This window comes from Nocardiopsis sp. B62 (genome assembly GCF_018070675.1).
Lineage (GTDB): Bacteria > Actinomycetota > Actinomycetes > Streptosporangiales > Streptosporangiaceae > Nocardiopsis > Nocardiopsis prasina.
The window spans coordinates 1-19,960 of the sequence record NZ_JAGPXK010000009.1 but is presented as its reverse complement, the minus strand read 5'-3'; the positions used below and the strand labels follow the sequence as shown (position 1 = coordinate 19,960).

Below are 19,960 nucleotides of genomic sequence, written 5' to 3'. Positions count from 1 at the left end.
GGTCGGGGGTCGACAGCAGGGCGAGCACGAGCAGGCCGGAACAGGGGGCGAAGTGTCGCATGCGAACAGCTTCACAGTCGGGGCGTGCCCGCGTGACTACTTCACGTGACCGGTGGTGGCCGGTTCAGGTCAGGTGCCGCAGGTGTGGAATCGGCTGTTGCTTGGAACACACCAGTGCCCTGACACGCCCCTTTGCGAATGATCCGGACTCTAACGGGACGATTCACCGACTAAGTGAGGAGCTCCAGCACCAGGACGACCAGACCGATGGCCACCATCGCGATCAGGATGAAGTAGCAGCCCACGTTCCCCGTGGGGCCGGGATCGCGCGTGGGTCCCCGGCGGATGTCGTTCCTCCCGCGTCCGGGCTTGCGCTTCTTCTTTCGGGCGGCCACGTGTTCCGTCCTCGGTCCGGGGGATGTCGAAGGCAGAGCCTGTCACGCGGGCCGGGCACGGAGCAAGCCTGCCCGGTCAGACGGCTTCGCGCTCCTCGGTGTCGCTGGGTGCCCGCCTGGCCCAGAAGGTGGCCACGGCCGCTCCGGACAGGTTGTGCCAGACCGAGAACAGCGCACCGGGCAGCGCGGCGATGGGCTCGAAGTGGGTGGTGGCCAGGCTCGCGGCCAGACCCGAGTTCTGCATACCGACCTCCACGCTGACCGCGCGGCGGGCGGAGTCGGGCAGACGCCCGAAGTACCCGACGAGGTAGCCGAGGAACAGACCCAGGGTGTTGTGCAGGATGACGGCCAGGGCCAGGAGCAGCCCCGTGGTCAGCACGGCGTCGGAGTTGGCGCCGACCACACCCGAGACCACCAGGACGATACCGGTCACCGAGACCAACGGCATCAGGGGCAGGATCGGGACCACGTAGCGGTCGGCGAACAGGCGCAGCAGCAGACCACCGACGACCGGGAGCAGCACGACCTGGAGGATGGACAGGAAGAGGTCACCGGCGGAGATCGGCAGGGTCGATCCGGCCAGCCCCAGGACGAGCAGGGGCGTGATGAACGGCGCCAACATCGTGGAGATCGAGGTCATCGCGACGGACAGTGCCACGTCGCCCCGGGCGAGGTAGACGATCACGTTCGACGCGGTGCCGCCCGGGGAGGCGCCGACCAGGATCATGCCGACCACCAGCAGCGGCGGTAGCCCGAACGCGTGGGCGATGCCCCAGCCCAGCAGCGGCATGACCGTGTACTGGGCGGCCACCCCGAGGAGGACCGCCTTGGGGTGCCTGGCGACGACCGCGAAGTCCTGGGGCCGCATGGTCAGGCCCATGCAGAACATGATGACCCCAAGCAGCAGGGACACGTGCGGCGTGATGAGGGAGGTCTGCTCTGGGACGAGCAACCCCACAACGGCCCCGGCGAGCACCAGGACCGCGAACCACCTGCCGACGAAATCGGCGACCTGCTTGACGACCGTCATCGTGTACTTCTCCCCCACGTTCGCCCACGTCGCGGGCGCGATGACGGAACCCTACTCCTCCGCGCCGCCCGTTTTGTCCACCGGGGTCACCGTGCCCCCAGGTCCCCCACCAGGACTGAGCCCACCGACTCCTCGAAGAGCACCGTGCCGCGCTCGCGCATGGCCTCGCGGAGGGCGGGGTCCCAGGGAGTGGCGCGTTCCGTCCCTCTGAGCTCGCGCGACTCGGTTGGAACGTGGCCGAGGTAGTCGGCGGCGGACATGCGCCAGGGCTCGGCGCCGTACCTCGCCAAGATGCGTTCGGCGATGTGCACCCCAGCCCAGTCGAAGTCCCCGTGGTAGCGCAGGCGGGCTCCGGCGGTGACCGCGGCGGAGGCGATCCTGTGGAAGGCCGCAGAGGGCCAGCCCTCGGTGCAGATCAGCGGCGCTGACGCCGCGCCCAGCTCCTCCGCCGCCTTGCGGAGTACCGCCGGGTTCTCGCACACGTGGATCACCCGCGCGGTGGGCACCGGTGGGAAGCGGACGAGCTGGTGCAGCGTCACCTGGAGCGGGACCCCGTGGTCGGCCGCCTCGGTCATCCACGCCCCGAGCACGGGTCCCTCCGCGGGGAGGTTGAGGACCAGGACGCGGCTGGCGAGGTCGTCCTGGACGACGTCGTTCTCCTCCCACAGGGCACGGTTCTCCTCCGCGTCCTTGTCGTCGGGGCGGGTGGTCCCGCGCCGCGCGGCCAGCGCGGGGAGCACGAGTCTGGACAGCGCGGTCCTGTTGTTGAGCGCCTTGGTGTCCCCGGTGGCGTCCACCGCCAGGTTCTGGAGCAGCAGCGGCGCGGTGCCCGAACCCGTGGCCAGTGAGCCGTGGGCGTCCACGGCCTCCAAGACCTGCACGGCGTGCGCGAGGCTCTCGGTGTCCTTGGCGGTGACCCGCTGGGTGATCGCGGACCGGGTGTCCCGGTGTTCGAGCCAGGAACGGAACCACGGCTGGTCATGGAGGGGGCTGGCGAGGGCGGGAGCGAGGATCCGCTCACGCAGATCCTCGGCTTCACGACGAGCCTGGCTCCGGAAGCGCACCGGGTCCCCGAGCGCGTCGAAGAGCTCCAGCAGACCGAGCCCGTAACCGTCGCGGACGACAGTGTCGAGGTGCTCCAGGTGGACCTTCACCTGGTCCGGCCGACTCCCCGGTTCCCTGCCGAGGAATCCTCGAACGTGCTGGGCCTCCTCGGCGTCCAGGTCCTTGAGCGTGAACATCCCGGAGAGCGCGCCGTCGCGCTTCTCCAGCACGTCGCGGGTCCTGGCCAACAGGGCTTGGAACCGGGAGCTTCGGAAGACCGCCAGGTCATCGTGCGCGCTCACGCCGTCTCCTCCAGGAGGGTTCCCTCCGTGGGCTGGGGCACGTAGCGGGTGGGGGTGATGCCGAGGAGTTCGGCGGCGAGTTCCTCGTTCCCGGCGAACCCGGCGTCCGCGTCCAGGGTCTGCTCGCCGTCCCAGAGCATGAGCAGCGCCGAGACGGTGTGGCTGGCCTTGTCGTGGTGCATGTCGTAGTGCGCGGCCATGGGCACGGTGTCGTAGTGCACCCACAGGTCGTGGCCGGTCATGAACATGTCCAGGTCGAAGGTGACCGTCAGGCCCATGAGCTCGGGCTTGTAGCGGTCGTCGATGCCCGCGAAGGCCTCGTCCAGGGCCACGACGCGGGGACAGGTGGGCGCCGCCGAGGAGTACAGGGCGTTGGCCGCCGCGAACAGGGGCAGGTGGATGGCGGCGGACTTCTCGCCGCCGGACATCTGCTCGTGCTTGTTCTTGGTGAGGGTGACCTCGTCCTTGCCTGGCTCGGCCAGGCGCAGCTCGAACCGGTACCAGTCGCGGTAGTCCAGAACCGCGGCCAGGACCTGTTTGTGGCTGGCCCGGGGGTGGGTGGCGTGGTAGTCGCGGATCATGCGCCGAAGCACGCCCCGGAGCTCCCCCAGCCCTCGGGGGCCGAGTCCGGCGCCGTCGCGCCGCACGAGTTCGGTGGCCAGGCGCTGGGGCTCGGAGAGGCCGTCGGAGCGCGACCACCGGATGCCCACCCGGGTGCCGGAGGACATGGGCCGGGCGCGGGTGTCGCGGTCCATGGCGCGGACCAGCTGTTTGGCGGCGCGGACCCGGTCGTGAACCTGCTGGGCGATCCCGCCGAGGAGCTCGTCCTCCAGCACCCCCTGTTCCTCCTCGCGCAGGAGCGCGCCCTGTTCCTCGACCCGTTCGGCCACGGATCGGGCGAAGGAGGAGACGGGGTTGCGGCCGTTCTCGTCGTTGACGTGCACGGTGACCAGACCGCTGGGGCCCACCTCGTGGTCCACCCGGTAACCCTCGGCGTCACCCCCGAGCGCCTCCTGGAAGGTGCGCAGGGCCTGGGACATGCGGTTCCCCGCGGTCCGGAGTTCGGTGTCGCCGACCTCCTTGCCGCCGACCGCCTCGGTGAACGCGTCGAGCAGCGTGACGGCCGCGCCGGGCAAGGCCTCGCGGACGGTGGTGGCCTCGCCGGTGAGCAGGGTCCGTGCCGCTTCCTCGGGGTCGGGCCACTGGTCGGGCAGCGGCCAGGTGCCGGTGGCCCGGACACCGACGATCTCGCGCACGGTGGGCTGGGTGAGTCCGGAGAAGGCGGCGGCGTGCTCGAAGAGGGTGGTCAGCTCCCGGGCGAGGGACTGCCGACCGCTGTCGCGGAGGGTCTCGGAGCGCACCGCGAGGTCGTGTTCGCGGGCGGCCTCCTGCTCGGCCTTCTTCCGGCGCGCCTGGACGTCGCGGAGTTCTCCCTGGGCCCGCTCAAGCTGGTCGAGGAGTTCACGGGCCGGGGCGTCGACGGACGCCTCGAGGGTCGCCAGTTCCTCGGCCTCGCGCTGGTGGTCGCCGCGGCTCCGATCGAGTTCGGCTCGGTCGGCCTCGAGTGCCTCGGTCAGCCGGGTGACGGTGTCCTGGCGTCCGGTGAGGTCGTTCTGGTACTCGGCGATGTCCGCGCGGGTGGTGTGCAGTTTCCGGGCGGTGTCCTGGAAGGTCTGCGCCGCGACGGCGACGGCGTCGACGTCCTCCCTTCGCGTGGGCATGGCGCGTTCGGCGGCGGTGGCGCGGACCTGGCGGCGTTCGGCGTCGACCTGGGCGACGGCGGCGTCGAGGTCGCGTCGGGCCTCCGCCCGCGCGGAGCGGGCCGACGCCAGGAGGGTGGAGTGGCGTTCGAGGGCGCGCAGTGCCCTGGCCACCCCGGTGGCGTCGGGCAGGTCCGCCCTGGCGCGGTCGAAGTCCTTGAGGAGTTCGTGGGCGCGGGCGAGCCGTTCGCCCAGCTCGGTGTGCCGTGAGGAGAGATCGGTGATGCGGGCGTCCTGGGCGGCCAGGCGTTCCCGGCGGCGCTGGGCGCGGTTGGTGGCGCCGATGAACTCGGCGGCGGCCTTGGGATGGGCGCCGGTGAGCGGGCCCAGCCGGAAACGCGCGCCGGTGTCCACCCCGAGGTCGTCCAGGGGTTCAGCCTCACCGAAGGGGATCGAGGCCAGGACGCTGGCGATGGTGTCCGCGGGGACGTGGTCCTGGGTCTCGGGGACGAGGACGTCGGCGAGGGTCGTTCCGGTGGTCTCCCGGGAGCCGGGGAGCAGGTAGGCGTCGGCTTCGCCGAGTTCCAGGGCCCGGCGGGTCTGCTCGGGGTCGGGGTGGATCCAGGCGGTGAGCAGCCCGGCGGCGTGCAGGGCGCCCTCGACGGCGGCGCCGTGGTCGTCGGACAGGTGGTCGGCGAAACGGACCAGCTGCCAGAGCGGTGCTCCGGAACGCTCCTCGCGCGAGGCGGGTCGCAGGGGGTCGGCGGGTGGCGCGTCGTCGCGTTCGGCCGCGATGTGGTCGCGTTCGCGACGAGCGGAGGCCAGCTCCTCACCCAGGCTGGTCTGCTCGGACTCCAGGGCGTTGGCGTTGGTGGCGGCCCGCACCTGCTGGTCGTGGAGGTGTTCGTTGAACACCTGGGCGGGGGTGGGGGTGCCCGCCTCCCCGTAGCGCTCCACGGTCTCCCGCAGTGCCGCGAGGGTGTCCGGCCCGGCGAGGTCCCAACGCGCGGACCACACGTCCAGGGCCTCGGTTGTGGATCGGCGGAGCCCGGCGAGCTCCTCCTCGGCACCGGCGCAGGCCTCCTCCTGCCCTGCGAGGGTGTCCTCGGCCCGGGCGGCGGTGGTCTCGGCGCGCGTCCGGCCGTCCTCGGCGCGGTCCTGGGCTGCGAGCCGTTCCCGAACGGCCCGGACGTCGTCGAGCCGGGCGCTGGCCCTGGCACTGGCGCTCTCGGGCAGGTCGTCGCCGGTGTCCGCCTCCCCCTCGGCGTCGTGGACGATCCCGGACCCTTCGGCGGCGGCCGTGAGTTCGGTGCGCAGCCTCTCGGCCAGGGCCCGCTCGTGTCCGACCCGTTCTGCGACCCGGGCGGCCTCACCGCTCAGGCGGGAGATCTCCTCCTCCTGGGCCGCGACGCGTGCCTGGCCGGTGGCGATCTGACGGGCGAGCTTGTCGTTGCCCTCCCTCCTGACCTGGAGGGCCTGCTGGTCGCGCAGGGTCTCGTGCTGGCGCAGGGCGGCGCACTGGGCCTCCAGGCGCTCGGAGTCCTCGGTCAGTTCGGTGACGCTCTCACGGGCCTGGTCCCGCGCGAGGGTGGCGCGGTCGAGCTCTTCGGCCGCCTCGGCGACCGTGCTCGCGTGGGTGTCGGCCTGCTCGGTGGCGCCCGCGACCCTGAACAGGCGGTGGCGGGCGTTGGCGGTGAGGTAGTCGGCGTAGACACCGGTGAAGGTGCGGGCGGCCTCGTGGGCGGCGGTGGCGCTGGCGAATCGGCGCTGCACGGCGGCGAGGTTGGCGAAGTCCCGGGCGGCCTGGTCCACGAGGGCGTCGTCCAGGGGGCTGAGCCCACCGGTGAGGGTGTGCGAGACCTTCTCCGGGTCCAGGTCCTTGGCCAGCAGCGGGCGGCGTAGAGCCAGCAGGAGATCCAGGAGCTGGACGTACCGCTCCCCCAATCCGAACAGGCGCGCGTCGACGGCCCGGCGGTAGTCGGCGGCGGTGGCGTGGTGGGCGCCCTCGCCGAGTGCGGCCTTGAGCTGGCGTTCGGTGAGCGGGCGTCCGTCCGTGGAGAGGAGCCCGAAGTCCACGCCCAGGCGCTGGTCGGTGACGAAGAAGGAGGGGTTGACGCCGTCGCGGTGTCGGTGCGCGCGCATGCCGATGACCAGGGTGACGGTCTCGGTCCCCGTGTCGTCGCCGTCGGCCGCCCGGGCGAACTCCATCCACACGTAGCCGTGGTTGGACTCGTCGCCCCGGTAGAGCAGGTTGGACTTCATGGTGCGGTTCTGGCCGCTGAAGGGGTCGAGCCTGCGGGCGTCGGTGTAGCCGTCCAGGACGAAGGGGAAGAGCACCTCCAGCGCCTTGGTTTTGCCCGAACCGTTGTGGCCGCGCAGGACGAGGCGGCCGTCCGCGAAGGCGAACTCCTCGTCGACGTAGTCCCAGACGTTGACGACTCCGGCCCTGCTGGGCCGGAAGCGGTCGCTCCTGCGGGTCATGGCGCGGTTTCCTCGGTTCCTTCGGTCTCGGGTTGGGCGGGCCGCGTCTCGGCGGGGCCGGTCGGGGGTGGTTCCTCAGCCGGTTCGTCGGCCGGTTCGATCGGGCCGAACGGCAGCAGGCCGGTGTCGGGGCGTTCGGGCAGGGCGCCCCGGATGTTGCGGTAGCGCAGCGCGGCGGGGGTGACCAGGACCCCGCCAGGAAGCGGTCTGACCAGGTCCAGGTCGGTGAGCAGGGACAGGGCCGCGTCGAGCAGGCCGTGCGGGTCCTGCTGCCAGGTCGCGGTGAAGGAGGCGGCGCCGAACTCCTCGAAGAGGTCGGCGACCATGTCCTCCAGGCGTTCGCGCTCCACCAGCGGCAGTGATGCGGGCTCGGCCACGGTGGTGGTCCGGTCCGTCTCGGCCCAGGCCAGCTCGGTGACGACGCCCTCCCGGGGAACCCCGGCGTCGATCCGGGCGACCAGTTCGGGGTGCTCGTGCAGGGGGCCGGGGCCCGTCAAGTGGCCCAGCGCCGCCCAGGAGTCCTCGAAGTGGGTGGCGATCTGGGCCAGCAGCAGCCCGGCGGTACGGGTGACGGCGCCGCCGCGGCCCGGGAAGGCGCGGTCGGTGAAGGTACCGGAGGCGTCCGCCAGCAGGACCCCCTCGGCGCGGCGTTCCAGCTTGGTTCCGGTGAGGCGGGCCACCTCCTCGGCGGGTCCCCTCCCGCGCAGGGCGGCGGCCACCTCGGGTTCGACGTCCGCGTAGTACACCACCGGGTACTCCAGCAGTAGGCGGCGGGCGCGCTGGGCGGCGCGTTCGCGCGGGGCGTCCGGTCCGAGCGGGTCGCTGAGCAGGCCGGAGGCGCTGTTCAGGTGCTGGATGGGGCGCGTGGGCCGGAAGAGGACCTCGCAGATCTCGTGGTCGATGTCGAAGAGGGCGTCGCCCTGGTCACCGCCGCGGGCCCACGCCTCGACGGAGCCGTCCGACAGGTGGAGGGCGCCCCGGTCCAGGAGCCAGTGTGCGACGTCGACCAGCGCGGCCTTGTGGGTGGAGTCGGTGGGGTCGTAGCCCAGGCCCTCGATCTCGTTGGCCGAGGGGGTGAACCCCCGGACGAGGTCGCCGAGGCTGATCTCGACCTGTGAGCGCTGGAACGCGGCCAGGAGCAGGCAGAGGTAGGCCAGGCGGCGGCGGTCGAAGGGCCTGCCCTTGCGGGCGAACTCCTGGCGCTGGGTGGGGTCGAGCAGGTCGAGTTCGCGAACCAGGCGGACGTGGTCGGTGGTGGCCACGAGGGTGTACCCGAACAGGGCGCGCAGGTCCTCGGTCATCTGGTCGGCCCAGTACAGGACCTGGTCGAGCACGCCGGGGCGCGGCCGCGACGCGGTGATGACGTCGCAGGTGAGGACCTTGCGAACGGCCTGCTGGTAGGAGCCGAGGTCGACGGTCTCGACACGGGGGCGGGTGTGCCGGGTCATCGGTTCCCCTTCCTGGTTCCCCGGGCGGCGCGGGGGGCGAGTTCCACCCGGAAACCGGGGAGGTGGATCCGGCCCTGCGAGGTGCGCACGCTGCTGCCCCGTTCGTCGCGGATCAGCTTGATGAGGGTGCCCGCGTCGTCGGCGGTGGCGGACTTCAGCAGGCCGACGACCGCCGGTGACGTGTCCCGTTTCGCGTACGACACCGAGCGCGACTCCAGGGCCTTGGTGACCAGCCGCAGCAGCACCTTGGTGTCGCTCTCATCGAGGACGCGCTGGTGGGCGCCCTCACTGATCAGGCGCGCGGCGGAGGCGCGTTCGGCCTCGCGGTCCTCGGACTGGCGTCGGCGCAGTTCGGAACGGGCTCCGGTGTCCCTGCGGACCGGTTTGGGGACCCCGTGGGCGGGTGAGCGGTCACTGCGGAACAGGGTCACCGACACCTCCACTCCGGCGGCGTCGTGCCAGGAGTCGGTGGGGGCGAACTCGTCGCCGTCCTCGTGGGCCACGCCGAGGTGGCGGGCGGAGCGGGTGTTGAACGCGGCGCCCATGAGGGCGTGGGCGGACCCGTCGTCGGGGGTGTCGAACACCCAGGCGGCGAGGTGGCGCAGCTGGGTGGAGCGGTTCACGCCGCCGCGCTGGGCCTCGGTGATCTGCCGTAGGAGGGCCACGACCCCGGAGACGGCGGAACGGGTGGCCTGGCCGAGTTCGGCGGCGCGGGTGGGCGCGCCGCTCTCGGAGGCGAACCAGGCGCGCACCGCCCACCAGCGGCGGGACCAGTCCTCCAGGCGTTCGGTCCGGTCCAAGAAGAGGCGTTCGTCGGCCTCGGCGGCGCGGGACAGCAGGGTGGTCAGGCCGGTGGCCTCGACCTCGTGGACGGCCCTGTCCAGGCGGGGGAGGTAGCGGTCCAGCTCCGCCATGAAGTCGGACATGTGGACGAGGAGGGCGTTCTTGTGGCGCAGGAACACCTCGGAGGAGGCCTCGGTGGAGCGCAGGATCTCCCCGAGGGTGACGTGGAACTGGGCGGAGCGCCGTCCCATGTCCTCCATCACCGTGTCCAGTCGGGACAGGCGGCGGTAGACGTCCTCGACCCGTCCGGTGCGGTTGGCCTCGGCCAGTGCCCCGAGGTCCTCCAGGACGTCGGAGAAGACCAGGCGCGAGAGGTTGACGTCCTCCACGCGGGCGCCCAGGAGGTTCTCGACCGCGTGGTAGGCGCGGTATCCGAGTTCGCTGAACTGGTAGACGGACTGCCGGTTGCGGTAGCTGGCCAGGGTGCCCGCGCGGGAGGCGTCGTCGAAGCGGTGCAGCACGCCGTCCGAGGCGAGTTCGTCGAGCCGGTGGCGCAGCCCCTGGGCGGGGACCTCGGGCGCCTCGGTGTGGGCCGCGGCGAGTTCGCGCAGGGTGGCCTCGACCTCGTCCGCCCCGACCTGGACCTGGTGGACCTCGCGCAGGCGGTCCACCGAACGCAGGATCCACAGGTAGGTGACGTGGTCGTCGCGGCGGGTGAAGTTGAACAGCCGGAAGCGGTCACTGACCGCGAGAGCGTCCAGATCCAGAGCCCTGCGCTCGGCCACCGCCGCACCCCCGTGTCCTCGTGGCCGGTCCCGCACCCCCGTGTGCGAAACCGCGACTGGGACATTGTCGCAGCGACCGGAGACGGTCCGGTCCGCGGTCGTCGGGCCGGGATGGCCGGGTGAGGTCACCGCGTGGAGGAGGGCGATCACCGCGTGCAATGATGTGCCCCGGTATGTCCCCCACCCCCAGGGAGAAGCGTGAGTGTGCGACAGCGTCGGCGCGGACGGCGGCGATGGGCGCGGAGGTTGCGGGGCTCGCTGCCGCTGGCGGCGGTCGCCCTCCTCCTGGTGTTCGGGTGGGTGTTCGACAACGCCGACAGCCCGGGTCTGTGGGTGGTCGGCGGCCTGGTGGCCGTGGTCGCGGCGGCCGCGCTGGGCTGGTGGGCGTGGTCCCGGGCACGCCTGGCCAGGGAACGACGGATCGTCGCGCGGACGGGGATCGCGGGGATCGACACCATGACCGGGACGGAGTTCGAACACCACGTGGCGCTGCTGCTGCGCACCAACGGATACACCCGGGTGGCGGTGGTCGGCGGCGCCTCGGACGGGGGCGTGGACCTGCGGGCGCAGTCCCCCGACGGCAGGCCGCTGGCCGTGCAGTGCAAGCGCTGGCGCAAGCCCGTGCCACCCAACGAGGTGCGGGCCTTCCTCGGCGCGCTGGCCGGTGGCCACCAGGGTTACCTCGGGATGTTCGTGGCCTCGAACGGGTTCACCAGGGAGGCCGTGCGTGAGGCCGGGGCCGGGATGGTCCTGGTGGACCGGCACGCCCTGGGTCTGTGGATGGCCGGGGAGCGCGCCCCGGGGCTGCCGCCCCGCTGACTCCCGCCCTCCTTGGGACAGCGGCGGGATCGGCCGCCCGTGGGGGCGAAAGCTCGGCACGGTGATCGACACCAGGTCCAGTCACCCTCCTGCCGCCCGTGGAACGCGAAGGGCCCCGCGGTGGGAGTGGTCCGCGGGGCCGCTGGAGGCGCCATCGTGGGTGAATGGTGAGGGTGGGGCGGGCTACTTCCCGGAGCCCGCGAACACCCCCTGGACGAAGTGGCGCTGGAAGGCGAAGAAGACCAGCAGCGGAACCAGCATGGACAGGAAGGCACCCGAGGCCAGCACGTCGATGTTGGTGCCGAACTGGCGCAGCTGCGAGCGCAGCGCCACGGTGAGCGGGGCGGAGTCCGGGTTGGTGAACACCAGCGCGACCAGCATGTCGTTCCACACCCACAGGAACTGGAAGACCGCGAGCGAGGCCAGCGCCGGGCGGGCCACCGGGAGCACGACCTTGCGGAAGATACGCCACTCGCTGGCGCCGTCCATCCGCGCCGCCTCCAGCAGATCACGCGGGATGTTCACGAAGAAGTTGCGCAGCAGGAACACCGCGAACGGCAGCCCGAAGGCCACGTGGAACAGGATCGCGCCGAAGATGGAACCGAAGATCCCCAGGGCGCCGTACAGCTGCGAGATGGGGATGAGGGCCGCCTGGATGGGCAGCACCAGCAGGCCGACCACGGCCACCATGATCCAGTCGCGGCCGGGGAAGTCCATCCACACCAGCGCGTAGGCGGCCAGCGCCCCGATGCCCACGACCAGCAGGGTCGAGGGGACCGAGATGTAGACGGTGTTGAGGAACGACTGCACGAGGACGTCGTTGTCGACCAACGACCGGTAGTTGTCCAGCGTGAGCTCGGTGGGCTTGAGCAGCGCCGTCCACCAGCCGCTGTTGGTGTTGTCGGCCTCCGAACGCAGCGACACCAGCAGCAGGCCGATGACCGGCACCATCCAGAACAGCGCGACCAGGGTCAGCGCCACCTGGAGGGTGCCCGAGCCCAGCTTGGAGACGAGCCGGGACGCCAGTCCCCGACGCGGCGCGCCGGAGACCGACACCTCGACGACGGAGGGCGACTTCTGGGGCGTGGCGGTCACGAGCGCTCCCGTCGGAAACGGCGGATGTTGAAGTACATGATCGGCAGGACCAGGACCAGCAGGAGGACCACGAGGGCGCTGCCCAGTCCCTGGTTGCCGCCCGCGCCGAAGGACACCTGCCACATCTGGAGGGCGACCACGCTGGCGTCGGCCTGGACCGATCCCGGGGCGATCACGAACACGAGGTCGAAGATCTTCAGGACGTTGATCATCAGGGTCACGAACACCACGAGCAGCAGCGGTCCCAGAAGCGGGATGGTGATCTTGCGGAACACCTGCCACTCGGTGGCGCCGTCCACCCGGGCGGCCTCCAGGGCGTCCCTGGGGATGGCGGCCAGGCCGGCGGCGATGAACGTGATGGCGAAACCGGTCATGATCCACACCCACGAGGAGATGATCACGGGGGTGATCAGCGTGGGGCCGAGCCAGGTCAGGCCGCGGAAGGACTCGGTGAAGTTGTCCGCCGCCAGGTGGATCTCGTACTCCCCCGGTTCCAGGCCGGTCAGGGTGAAGCGGCCGTCGTCGCCGGCGGTGGTGCTGGCCACCACCTGGCCGTCCCGGAGGGCGTCGACCATCATGCGGGGCAGGCCGTTCTCACCGTCGTCGATGGTCCCGGCGTCGCCGCCGAGGGCCACGTCCAGCCACACCACACCCTCGATGGTGTCCCCGGAGGACTCGGGATCGGTGGCCTGGGTCGCCTGCTCGGGGACCTCCCCGGGCCGGATGCCGACCAGCGGCAGGGCGACCGTGTCACCCGGCGCGTACGCCTGGGTGGAGGTGAACCCGCCCAGCGAGGGGTCGGTGTCGAGTTCCTCCCCGCGCGGCCGCGCCCCGGGGTACTCCGAGGGCGAGGCGAACGTGTCGTGCACGGTCACCACGGCGGCGTTGACGACGCCCCGGTCGGGGTTCTCGTCGTAGACCAGCCGGAAGATGATGCCGGAGGCGAAGAGGGAGATCGCCATGGGCATGAACAGCAGGATCCGGAAGGCCGTGGCCCAGCGCACGCGCTCGGTGAGCACCGCGAAGACCAGGCCCAGCCCGGTGACCAGGGCGGGAGCGACCAGGACCCAGATGCCGGTGTTGCGGATGGCGGTGAGGGTGCGGTCGTCGGTGAACATCCGGCCGTAGTTGTCGAGACCGACGAACTGCGAACCGGAGGCGTCGAAGAAGCTGCGCACCACGGAGTACGCGGCCGGGTAGGCCAGGAACACCCCGAGGAAGAGCAGGGCTGGCAGCAGGAACAGGGTGGCCGGGCCGAACAGGCGCCGCCATCCCGGGCGGCTGCCGTCGGGCGGCCCGCTGGACCGCTTCCCCGGCTTCCCGGGCGGGGTGCCGTCCGGGCGGGCCGCGACGTCGGCGGCCCCGGTGTCGTTGGAGGTCATGTGTGCGGGCTCCGTCTAGTTGCCGTAGGCGCGGGCGGCCTCGGCCTCGAGGCGCTCCATGGTGCCCTCGACGTCGGAGGGGTCGGCCAGGAAGTCCTGGAGGGTCTGCCACATGCCGTCGCCGACGGTGGCGCCGAAGGCCGCGGGCTGGAGGTCGGAGAGGTCGAAGCGGACGCTGTCACCGGCGTCGATGACCTGCTCGGCGACCTGGCCCAGGACCGGGTCGGCGTAGTCGTCGGCGGTCAGGTGCATGTTCGGCGAGATGAACCCTCCGATGGACGCCCACTCGGCCGCGGCCTCCTCGGAGGCGAGGAAGCGCAGGAGCTCCATGGTGGCCTCGCTGTCGCTCATGGCGACGGCCGCGTCACCGGCCACGACCACGGCGTCGCCCTCACCGGCGATGCTGGGGAAGGGGAAGATCTGCGCGGTCTCGCCGACGACGGAGTTGGTGCTGGCGGAGACGACCCCGCCGATGAAGTCGGCGCCCACCACCATGGCGGCGTCGGGGTCGTCGCTGTAGACGTTCACGACGGAGGTGGGGAAATCGGTCTGGAGGCTGCCGCTGCCACCGCCCAGCATCAGCTGCTCCTGGCCCCACACCTCGGCGAGGGTCTCCAGGGCGACCTCGACGGTCGGATCCGTCCACGGGATCTCGTGCGCGGCCAACTGGTCGTACTTCTCCGGGCCCGCCGTCTGGAGGTAGACGTTCTCGAACCAGTCGGTGAGGACCCAGCCGTCCGCCCCGGCGACGGACAGCGGGCTGATGCCGACGTCGGAGAGGTTCTCGGAGAGCTCGACGAACTCCTCCCAGTTCTCCGGGGCCGCGGCGCCGGTCTCGGCGAAGAGGTCCTCGTTGTACCAGACCAGGGACTTGTTGGCGACCTTGAGGTAGACGCCGTAGGGGGTGTCGTCGACCGAGCCGATGTCCGCCCACGCGCCGGCCATGTTCTCGTCGAGGGTCTGGACGACGTCGTCGGTGAGCGGGAACAGGACGTCCTCGGCGGCGAAGTGCTCGATGAGTCCGGCCTGCGGGATGAGCGCGACGTCGGGTTCGTCACCGCCCTGGATACGGGTCTGGAGGACGGTCTGGAGGTCGTCACCGGCGCCGCTGTAGGAGACGGTGGCGCCGGTCTGCTCCTCGAAGATCGAGACGACCTGCTCGAAGGCGACCTGCTCGTCACCGGCCCAGGGGCCGACGACCTCGAGGGTCTGGCCGTCGAGGTCGGCGCCGGTGGCCGAGGTGGAACCCCCGCCGCAGGCGGTGGCGGCCAGGGTGAGGCCGAGCGCGGCGGCGGCTCCGCCGAGGATTCTGGTGCGGTGGGTGCGGTGGCGGGAAGTGGGCGCTGACATGGGGGACGCTCCTCAGGAATCGTGGATGGCGGTACCGGTGGCGGGGTCGAAGAACTGGAGGCGTTCGGTGTCGACCGCCACCGTGATGGTCTGGCCCTCGTACACGTGGGTGCGGGGGCTGAAGCGGCCGACGAGGACGACGCCCTCATCGGTCGCGGGAAGGGTCTCGTCTGCGCCGGCGTCGCGGGCGAGTTCGCGGGTGTCCTCGGTGACGACGGGTGCGGCGTCGAGCGGGAAGTGCACGAGGACGTCCGAGCCCATGGCCTCGACCAGGTCGGCGACCGAGGTGAGCGTGGCCCCCTCGGTACCGCCGACGATCTCGGCGTCCTCCATGTCCTCGGGACGGATGCCGACGACGACCTTGGCTCCGGCGTAGCCGCGCAGCGCGGGGCGCCGGTGCATGAGGCTGTCGGGCAGGTCCAGGCGCTGGTCACCGATCCGGACGTGGAACCGGCCGTCGTCCTCGTGGAGTTCGACGCAGATCAGGTTCATGCCGGGTGAGCCGACGAAACCGGCGACGAACAGGTTGCGGGGGTGGTCGTACAGCTCCTGTGGCGGGCCGACCTGCTGGAGGACGCCACGCTTCATCACGGCCACCCGGTCACCCAGGGTCATCGCCTCGGTCTGGTCGTGGGTGACGTAGACCGTGGTGACGCCCAGGTCGCGCTGGATGCGGGCGATCTGGGCACGCATCTGCACGCGGAGCTTGGCGTCCAGGTTGGACAGGGGTTCGTCCATCAGGAACGCCCGGGGTTCGCGGACGATCGCCCGCCCCATCGCCACCCGCTGGCGCTGGCCGCCGGAGAGGTTGCCCGGCTTGCGGGTGAGGTGTTCCTCCAGTTCGAGGACGCGGGCGACCTCGCCGACGCGGCGGTCGATCTCCGCCTTGGGCACCTTGCGCAGGCGCAGCCCGAACGCGATGTTCTCGAAGATGTTTAGGTGCGGGTAGAGCGCGTAGGACTGGAAAACCATCGCCACGTCCCGGTCGCGGGCGGGGACGTCGTTGACGACCTGGTCTCCGATGCGAACGGTGCCCTCGCTGATCGCCTCCAGCCCCGCGACCATCCGCAGCGCGGTGGTCTTGCCGCAGCCTGAGGGACCGACCAGCACCAGGAACTCCCCGTCCTGGATGTCGAGGGAGAGGTCGGTGACCGCGCGGGTTCCGTCCGCGTAGACCTTGCCCAGGCCGTCGATCACGATTTCCGCCACGACATCCTCCGTGGGACGGGCACGCTGGTGCCCGGCAGCCGTCGGGCCGGCGGTTCGGGTCACGCGCCCCTGTGACGCGCACCACCACCGGCGATGTGTGACGACAGTAGTGTCGGGCTCCCTAAGGAAGCCTTAACGCAGCGTCTCGGTCGACTTAAACCGCGCCTGCCCCGGGCCTTCCGGTCACAGTGGTGTTCCTCCTGATCACGGGCCGCAGCCGGACTCGTGTGAAGGTGCAACATTGGTTAACGTGTGCGCATGGCAACGGTCTTGCTGGTCGAGGACGACCAGATGGTGCGGGGCGCCCTGGTGCGGGCGCTGAGCGGTCTGGGGCACGTGGTGCTGCCCGTGGGCACCGCGCTGGACGCGCTGCGCGAGGCCGCCCGGCACGAACCTGACCTGGTCATTCTGGACCTGGGGCTCCCCGACCTGGACGGCGCGGCGGCGCTGCGGATGTTACGCGGTCACAGTGACGTCCCAGTGATCGTGGCGACGGCGCGCGGAGACGAACAGTCGATAGTGCGCCTGCTCAACGACGGTGCCGACGACTACGTGGTCAAACCCTTCTCCAGCACCCAGCTGGCCGCGCGGATGAACGCGCTGCTGCGCAGGTCAGGCCGGGCCTCGGCGGGCGCGGCCGACCCCGGCGAGCTGACCGTGGGTGAGTTGTCGATCAGTCTGACACGGCGTCAGGCGTCCCTGGCGGGCACCCCCTTGGAGCTGTCGCGGCGGGAGTTCGACCTTCTGGCCTACCTGGCCGAGCACACGGGCAGGGTGGTGAGCCGCCGTGAGCTCGTGGAGGCGGTCTGGCACCAGCACCCCTTCGTGGGCCACGACCAGACCATCGACGTGCACATGTCGTGGCTGCGCCGCAAGCTCGGGGAGACCGCGAGCCAGCCCCGCTACCTGCACACGGTGCGGGGTGTGGGGCTCAAGCTGGTGGAACCGGTGTGAGGAGGCTCCTGGCCCGCGCCGTCACCCTCGCGACGGTCATGGTCGCGGTGGTGATGCTCGGTGTGACGGGAGCGTGGGCCTGGTGGGAGGCGCACGAGAGGGCCGAGGAGCAGGTCTGGTCGCAGGCCGACGCGGTCGCCTCGGTGGCGGAGGTGGATCCCGACCCCGCGCTGCTGCGGCGTGTGGTGGCCTCGACGTCGGCCGGGGCCCGGGGGCACCTCACGGTGCACCTGTCCGACGGTGCAACCGTGGGGGCGAGCCGCGCCGGTGACGCCGACGTGGCCGGGGTGCGGCGTGCCGGGGCGGGCTCCAGGAGCCAGGTCCCGGCCGAGCAGGGCACCGCGTACCTGTTGGCGGTGGCCGACCCCCGGGGTTCTGGCGCCGAACCGACCGTGGTGGAGGTGTACCAGCCCCGCGGGGAGGCGGTTCGCGGCCTGGGACCGGCCCTGGGCGGCCTCGTGGTGGTCGCGGTGCTCGTGGTGCTGGGCGCGGTGCTGATCACGGACCTGCTCAGCAGACCGGCCCGGCGTGCGCTGCGCGCCCTGGCGGACACGGCCGTGGAGATCGGTGAGGGTCGGCTGAACGCCCGGATACGCGTACACGGCCCCCGAGACCTGGTGGTGCTCGGCGAGTCCATCAACGCGATCGGGGAGCGCGTCCAGGGGCTGTTGACGAAGGAACGCGAGATGGCCGCCGACGTCTCGCACCGGCTGCGCACCCCGCTGACGGCGCTGAGGTTGGACGCCGAACCGCTCCCCGGCCCCGAGGGCGAGCGGATCAGGGGCGCGATCAGCGCACTGGAACGGGACGTGGACGCCATCATCCGCGACGTGCGCCCGCACGCCACGGGCCCGGAGGTCGAGCGCGCCTGCGACCTGTCCGGGGCCGTGGTGGACCGCATGGGGTTCTGGTCGATGCTCGCCAACGACCAGGGCCGTGAGGTCACCCTGGAGGTGCCGGACACCCCCTGCCGGGTGGCGCTCTCCTCGGAGGAGTGCGCGGCGGTCCTGGACTCGCTGGTGGGCAACGTCTTCCGGTACACCCCCGCGGACCGGCCGTTCGCCGTGGCGGTGGTGGAGCACGCGGGATGGGTGACGCTGCTCGTGGAGGACGGAGGGCCGGGGTTCGCCGATCCCACCACGGCGCTGAGGCGCGGCACGAGCGGCGGCGGGTCGACCGGCCTGGGTCTGGACATCGTCCGGCACGCGGTGGAGGCCACCGGCGGCACCGTCCACCTGGAGCGCGGCAAGCTGGGCGGGGCCCGTGTGCGTGCGCGCTTCGCGCAACTGGACGTGCCGCACGAGGAGGAGCAGCCCCGAGCGTGGCGCCTGCGGCGATCAGGTTGAGGCGGGGGTTGTGGTGGGGTGGGGGTGGGCGGGGGTTGTGGTGGGCGGGTTCTGGGGCTCGGGTTGCTGTGCGGTGGGTGGGTTCTGCGGGTTGTGGTTGCTGCGGGGTGAGCGGGTTCTGCGGGCCGGGGTTACTGCAGGGTGAACAGGTTCCACAGGCCGGAGCTACTGCAGGGTGAACAGGTTCCACAGGCCGGACTACTGCGAGGTGAACAGATCCCACGGGGCCGGGGTTGCTGTTCGCTGTGTGTTCTGGGGTTGTGGTTGCTGTTCCGGGAGGGTTCTACGGCCAACCCGTTTTTCCCATTAGCTAAAGGCGGTCGGGTGCCGCTTACTGCGTACCCCTTGGGGTCATTCAGTCTGGTCAGGGCGGGGTGGGTGGATGGTGCTGTGCCCGCACCGCACTTGGCGGTCGTGCTTTTGAGTGACACGTCTGGTAGTTCAGGGCCAAGTACGGCGACGGGCCACCCCCCAGGACTACTGACGTGTTCGAGAAGAACGTGTCCCCACCTCTGGCGAAAACCCCCGCCGTCTGAGCGCCGACCACCGCTCTACGGCCAACCCGCACCACTGAACCAAGCACACAGGCGCACGTTTGTACCCCGCTGTGTCTGAGGAGGCGGCGCCGTGCGGGTTACTACAGCGCACGGCAGAGCTTCAAACCCCGCGCTACTCAAGGCGGCGCGCACGTGCACGTCCACACCCCCTTGTACCCGAGGGGGTTTGTGCGGTGCGGGTTACTACAGCGCACGGCTGGGCTGCCAACTCCCTAGGGGTGCAGATGGCAGCGCCCTCTAAGGAAGCCGACACCACGAATGCTTGAACCCACACGGAGCGCAGACCCCTCGCCCCCACGGGCCCGCTTGAAGCTCCGCCACCGGTGGTTGAGCGTGCACGATACGCAGACCCCTCAAGCCCAGGGGGGTCTGATTGAAGCCTTACCCCCCGCTGGTTGAACCCGCGCGGCGCCAACCCCCTCAGACACAGCGGGGTACAGAGGTGCAGGTACACACTGTGCTGGGTGGAGCGGGTTGGCCGTAGAGCGGCAAACGGCGCTCAGACGGCGGGGGTTTTTACCAGTGCTGGGGACACGCATCTCTGGAACACATCAGTAGTCCTGGGGGGTGGCCCGTCGCCGTACTTGGCCCTGAAATACCAGACGTGCACCGTTCTGCTCATCCGCCAAGTGCGGTGCGGGCACAGCACCATGCGCCAACCCCGCCCTGACCAGACCGAGTAACCCCAAGGGGTACGCAGTAAGTGGCACCTGACTGCCTTTAGCTAATGGGAAAAACGGGTTGGCCGTAGAACCCTCGCGGAACAGCAACCACAACCGTAGAGCGCACAGCGAACAGCAACCACACGTCCCGCGCCATAGGCGAGCAGGGGGCGCTCCCCCGGGAACACCCCCTGCTCTCGGTTCAGTGTTGGTCGAGGAGTTGGGCGCAGCGGATCAGGCCCAGGTGGGAGTAGGCCTGGGGGTGGTTGCCCAACGCGCGTTCGGTGACCGGGTCGAACTCCTCGGGGATCAGCCCGGTGGGTCCGGCACAGTCGACCAGGTGCTTGAACAGCTCCTCGGCCTCCGCGCGGCGGCCGGTGAGCAGGTAGGCCTCGATGAGCCAGGTCGTGCACAGGTGGAAGCCGCCCTCGCCGCCGGGCAGGCCGTCGTCGCGGTGGTAGCGGTAGACGGTCGGCCCGGAGCGCAGCTCTGCCTCCACGGCGGTGACGGTGGCCTGGAAGCGTTCGTCGGTGGGGTCGATGAGTCCGGACAGTCCGATGTGCAGGGAGGCGGCGTCCAGGTCGGTGCCGTCGTAGGCGGTGGTGTAGGCCTGGGCCT

The 19,960-nt window shown here is 71.2% G+C and carries 14 protein-coding genes; 3 read left to right on the top strand and 11 right to left on the bottom strand.

What is annotated here, in order from left to right; translation table 11 throughout:
- Window positions 1–230 precede the first annotated feature (230 nt).
- The 6 genes from KBX21_RS12145 to KBX21_RS12120 form a co-directional block, all read right to left on the bottom strand.
- Window positions 231–395: a hypothetical protein gene (locus tag KBX21_RS12145; RefSeq protein WP_199776632.1), complete on the bottom strand. Its 165-nt coding sequence runs from the start codon at window positions 393–395 to the stop codon at window positions 231–233.
- A 76-nt stretch (window positions 396–471) separates the two neighbouring features.
- Complete coding sequence (locus KBX21_RS12140; RefSeq protein WP_210841949.1) at window positions 472–1,425, bottom strand: bile acid:sodium symporter family protein; 954 nt, start codon at window positions 1,423–1,425, stop codon at window positions 472–474.
- An 86-nt stretch (window positions 1,426–1,511) separates the two neighbouring features.
- On the bottom strand, window positions 1,512–2,771 hold the full coding sequence (locus tag KBX21_RS12135) for a TIGR02679 family protein (RefSeq protein WP_210841948.1): 1,260 nt from the start codon (window positions 2,769–2,771) through the stop codon (window positions 1,512–1,514).
- Window positions 2,768–6,952: a TIGR02680 family protein gene (locus KBX21_RS12130; protein WP_210841947.1), complete on the bottom strand. Its 4,185-nt coding sequence runs from the start codon at window positions 6,950–6,952 to the stop codon at window positions 2,768–2,770. The genes KBX21_RS12135 and KBX21_RS12130 overlap by 4 nt, the downstream gene beginning before the upstream one ends.
- Window positions 6,949–8,400 (bottom strand): DUF2398 family protein, encoded by a 1,452-nt coding sequence (locus KBX21_RS12125; protein WP_210841946.1) that lies wholly within the window; start codon window positions 8,398–8,400, stop codon window positions 6,949–6,951. Before KBX21_RS12125 ends, KBX21_RS12130 begins: the two co-directional genes overlap by 4 nt.
- On the bottom strand, window positions 8,397–9,968 hold the full coding sequence (locus KBX21_RS12120; protein ID WP_210841945.1) for a TIGR02677 family protein: 1,572 nt from the start codon (window positions 9,966–9,968) through the stop codon (window positions 8,397–8,399). Before KBX21_RS12120 ends, KBX21_RS12125 begins: the two co-directional genes overlap by 4 nt.
- Before the next feature lie 204 nt (window positions 9,969–10,172).
- On the opposite strand from KBX21_RS12120, the gene KBX21_RS12115 reads away from it, so the two are divergent.
- Window positions 10,173–10,787, top strand: coding sequence for a restriction endonuclease (locus tag KBX21_RS12115; protein ID WP_307869204.1), 615 nt, complete (start codon window positions 10,173–10,175; stop codon window positions 10,785–10,787).
- Window positions 10,788–10,970: 183 nt separating this feature from the next.
- On the opposite strand, the gene KBX21_RS12110 is transcribed toward KBX21_RS12115, so the two are convergent.
- From KBX21_RS12110 to KBX21_RS12095, 4 genes are read right to left on the bottom strand one after another with little or no spacing between them, the layout of a single operon-like run.
- A complete protein-coding gene (locus tag KBX21_RS12110) occupies window positions 10,971–11,882 on the bottom strand; it encodes a carbohydrate ABC transporter permease (RefSeq protein ID WP_049575973.1) in 912 nt (303 codons plus the stop codon).
- Window positions 11,879–13,264, bottom strand: a complete 1,386-nt coding sequence (locus tag KBX21_RS12105) for an ABC transporter permease subunit (RefSeq protein WP_049575976.1) — start codon at window positions 13,262–13,264, stop codon at window positions 11,879–11,881. The genes KBX21_RS12110 and KBX21_RS12105 overlap by 4 nt, the downstream gene beginning before the upstream one ends.
- Window positions 13,265–13,279: 15 nt before the next feature.
- Window positions 13,280–14,614 carry an ABC transporter substrate-binding protein gene (locus KBX21_RS12100; RefSeq protein WP_049575979.1) on the bottom strand — a complete coding sequence of 445 codons (1,335 nt, stop codon included), beginning with the start codon at window positions 14,612–14,614 and terminating at the stop codon, window positions 13,280–13,282.
- 12 nt (window positions 14,615–14,626) lie between these two features.
- A complete protein-coding gene (locus KBX21_RS12095) occupies window positions 14,627–15,823 on the bottom strand; it encodes an ABC transporter ATP-binding protein (RefSeq protein ID WP_049575983.1) in 1,197 nt (398 codons plus the stop codon).
- 258 nt (window positions 15,824–16,081) lie between these two features.
- Here KBX21_RS12095 and KBX21_RS12090 point away from each other — a divergent pair, with 258 nt between their 5' ends.
- Window positions 16,082–16,777: a response regulator transcription factor gene (locus KBX21_RS12090; RefSeq protein ID WP_049575987.1), complete on the top strand. Its 696-nt coding sequence runs from the start codon at window positions 16,082–16,084 to the stop codon at window positions 16,775–16,777.
- Window positions 16,774–18,123 (top strand): HAMP domain-containing sensor histidine kinase, encoded by a 1,350-nt coding sequence (locus KBX21_RS12085; protein ID WP_210841944.1) that lies wholly within the window; start codon window positions 16,774–16,776, stop codon window positions 18,121–18,123. The genes KBX21_RS12090 and KBX21_RS12085 overlap by 4 nt, the downstream gene beginning before the upstream one ends.
- 1,421 nt (window positions 18,124–19,544) lie before the next feature.
- Here KBX21_RS12085 and KBX21_RS12080 read toward each other — a convergent pair.
- Window positions 19,545–19,960: glycoside hydrolase family 15 protein (locus KBX21_RS12080; RefSeq protein ID WP_374225718.1), on the bottom strand; the 416-nt coding region annotated here is incomplete at its 5' end.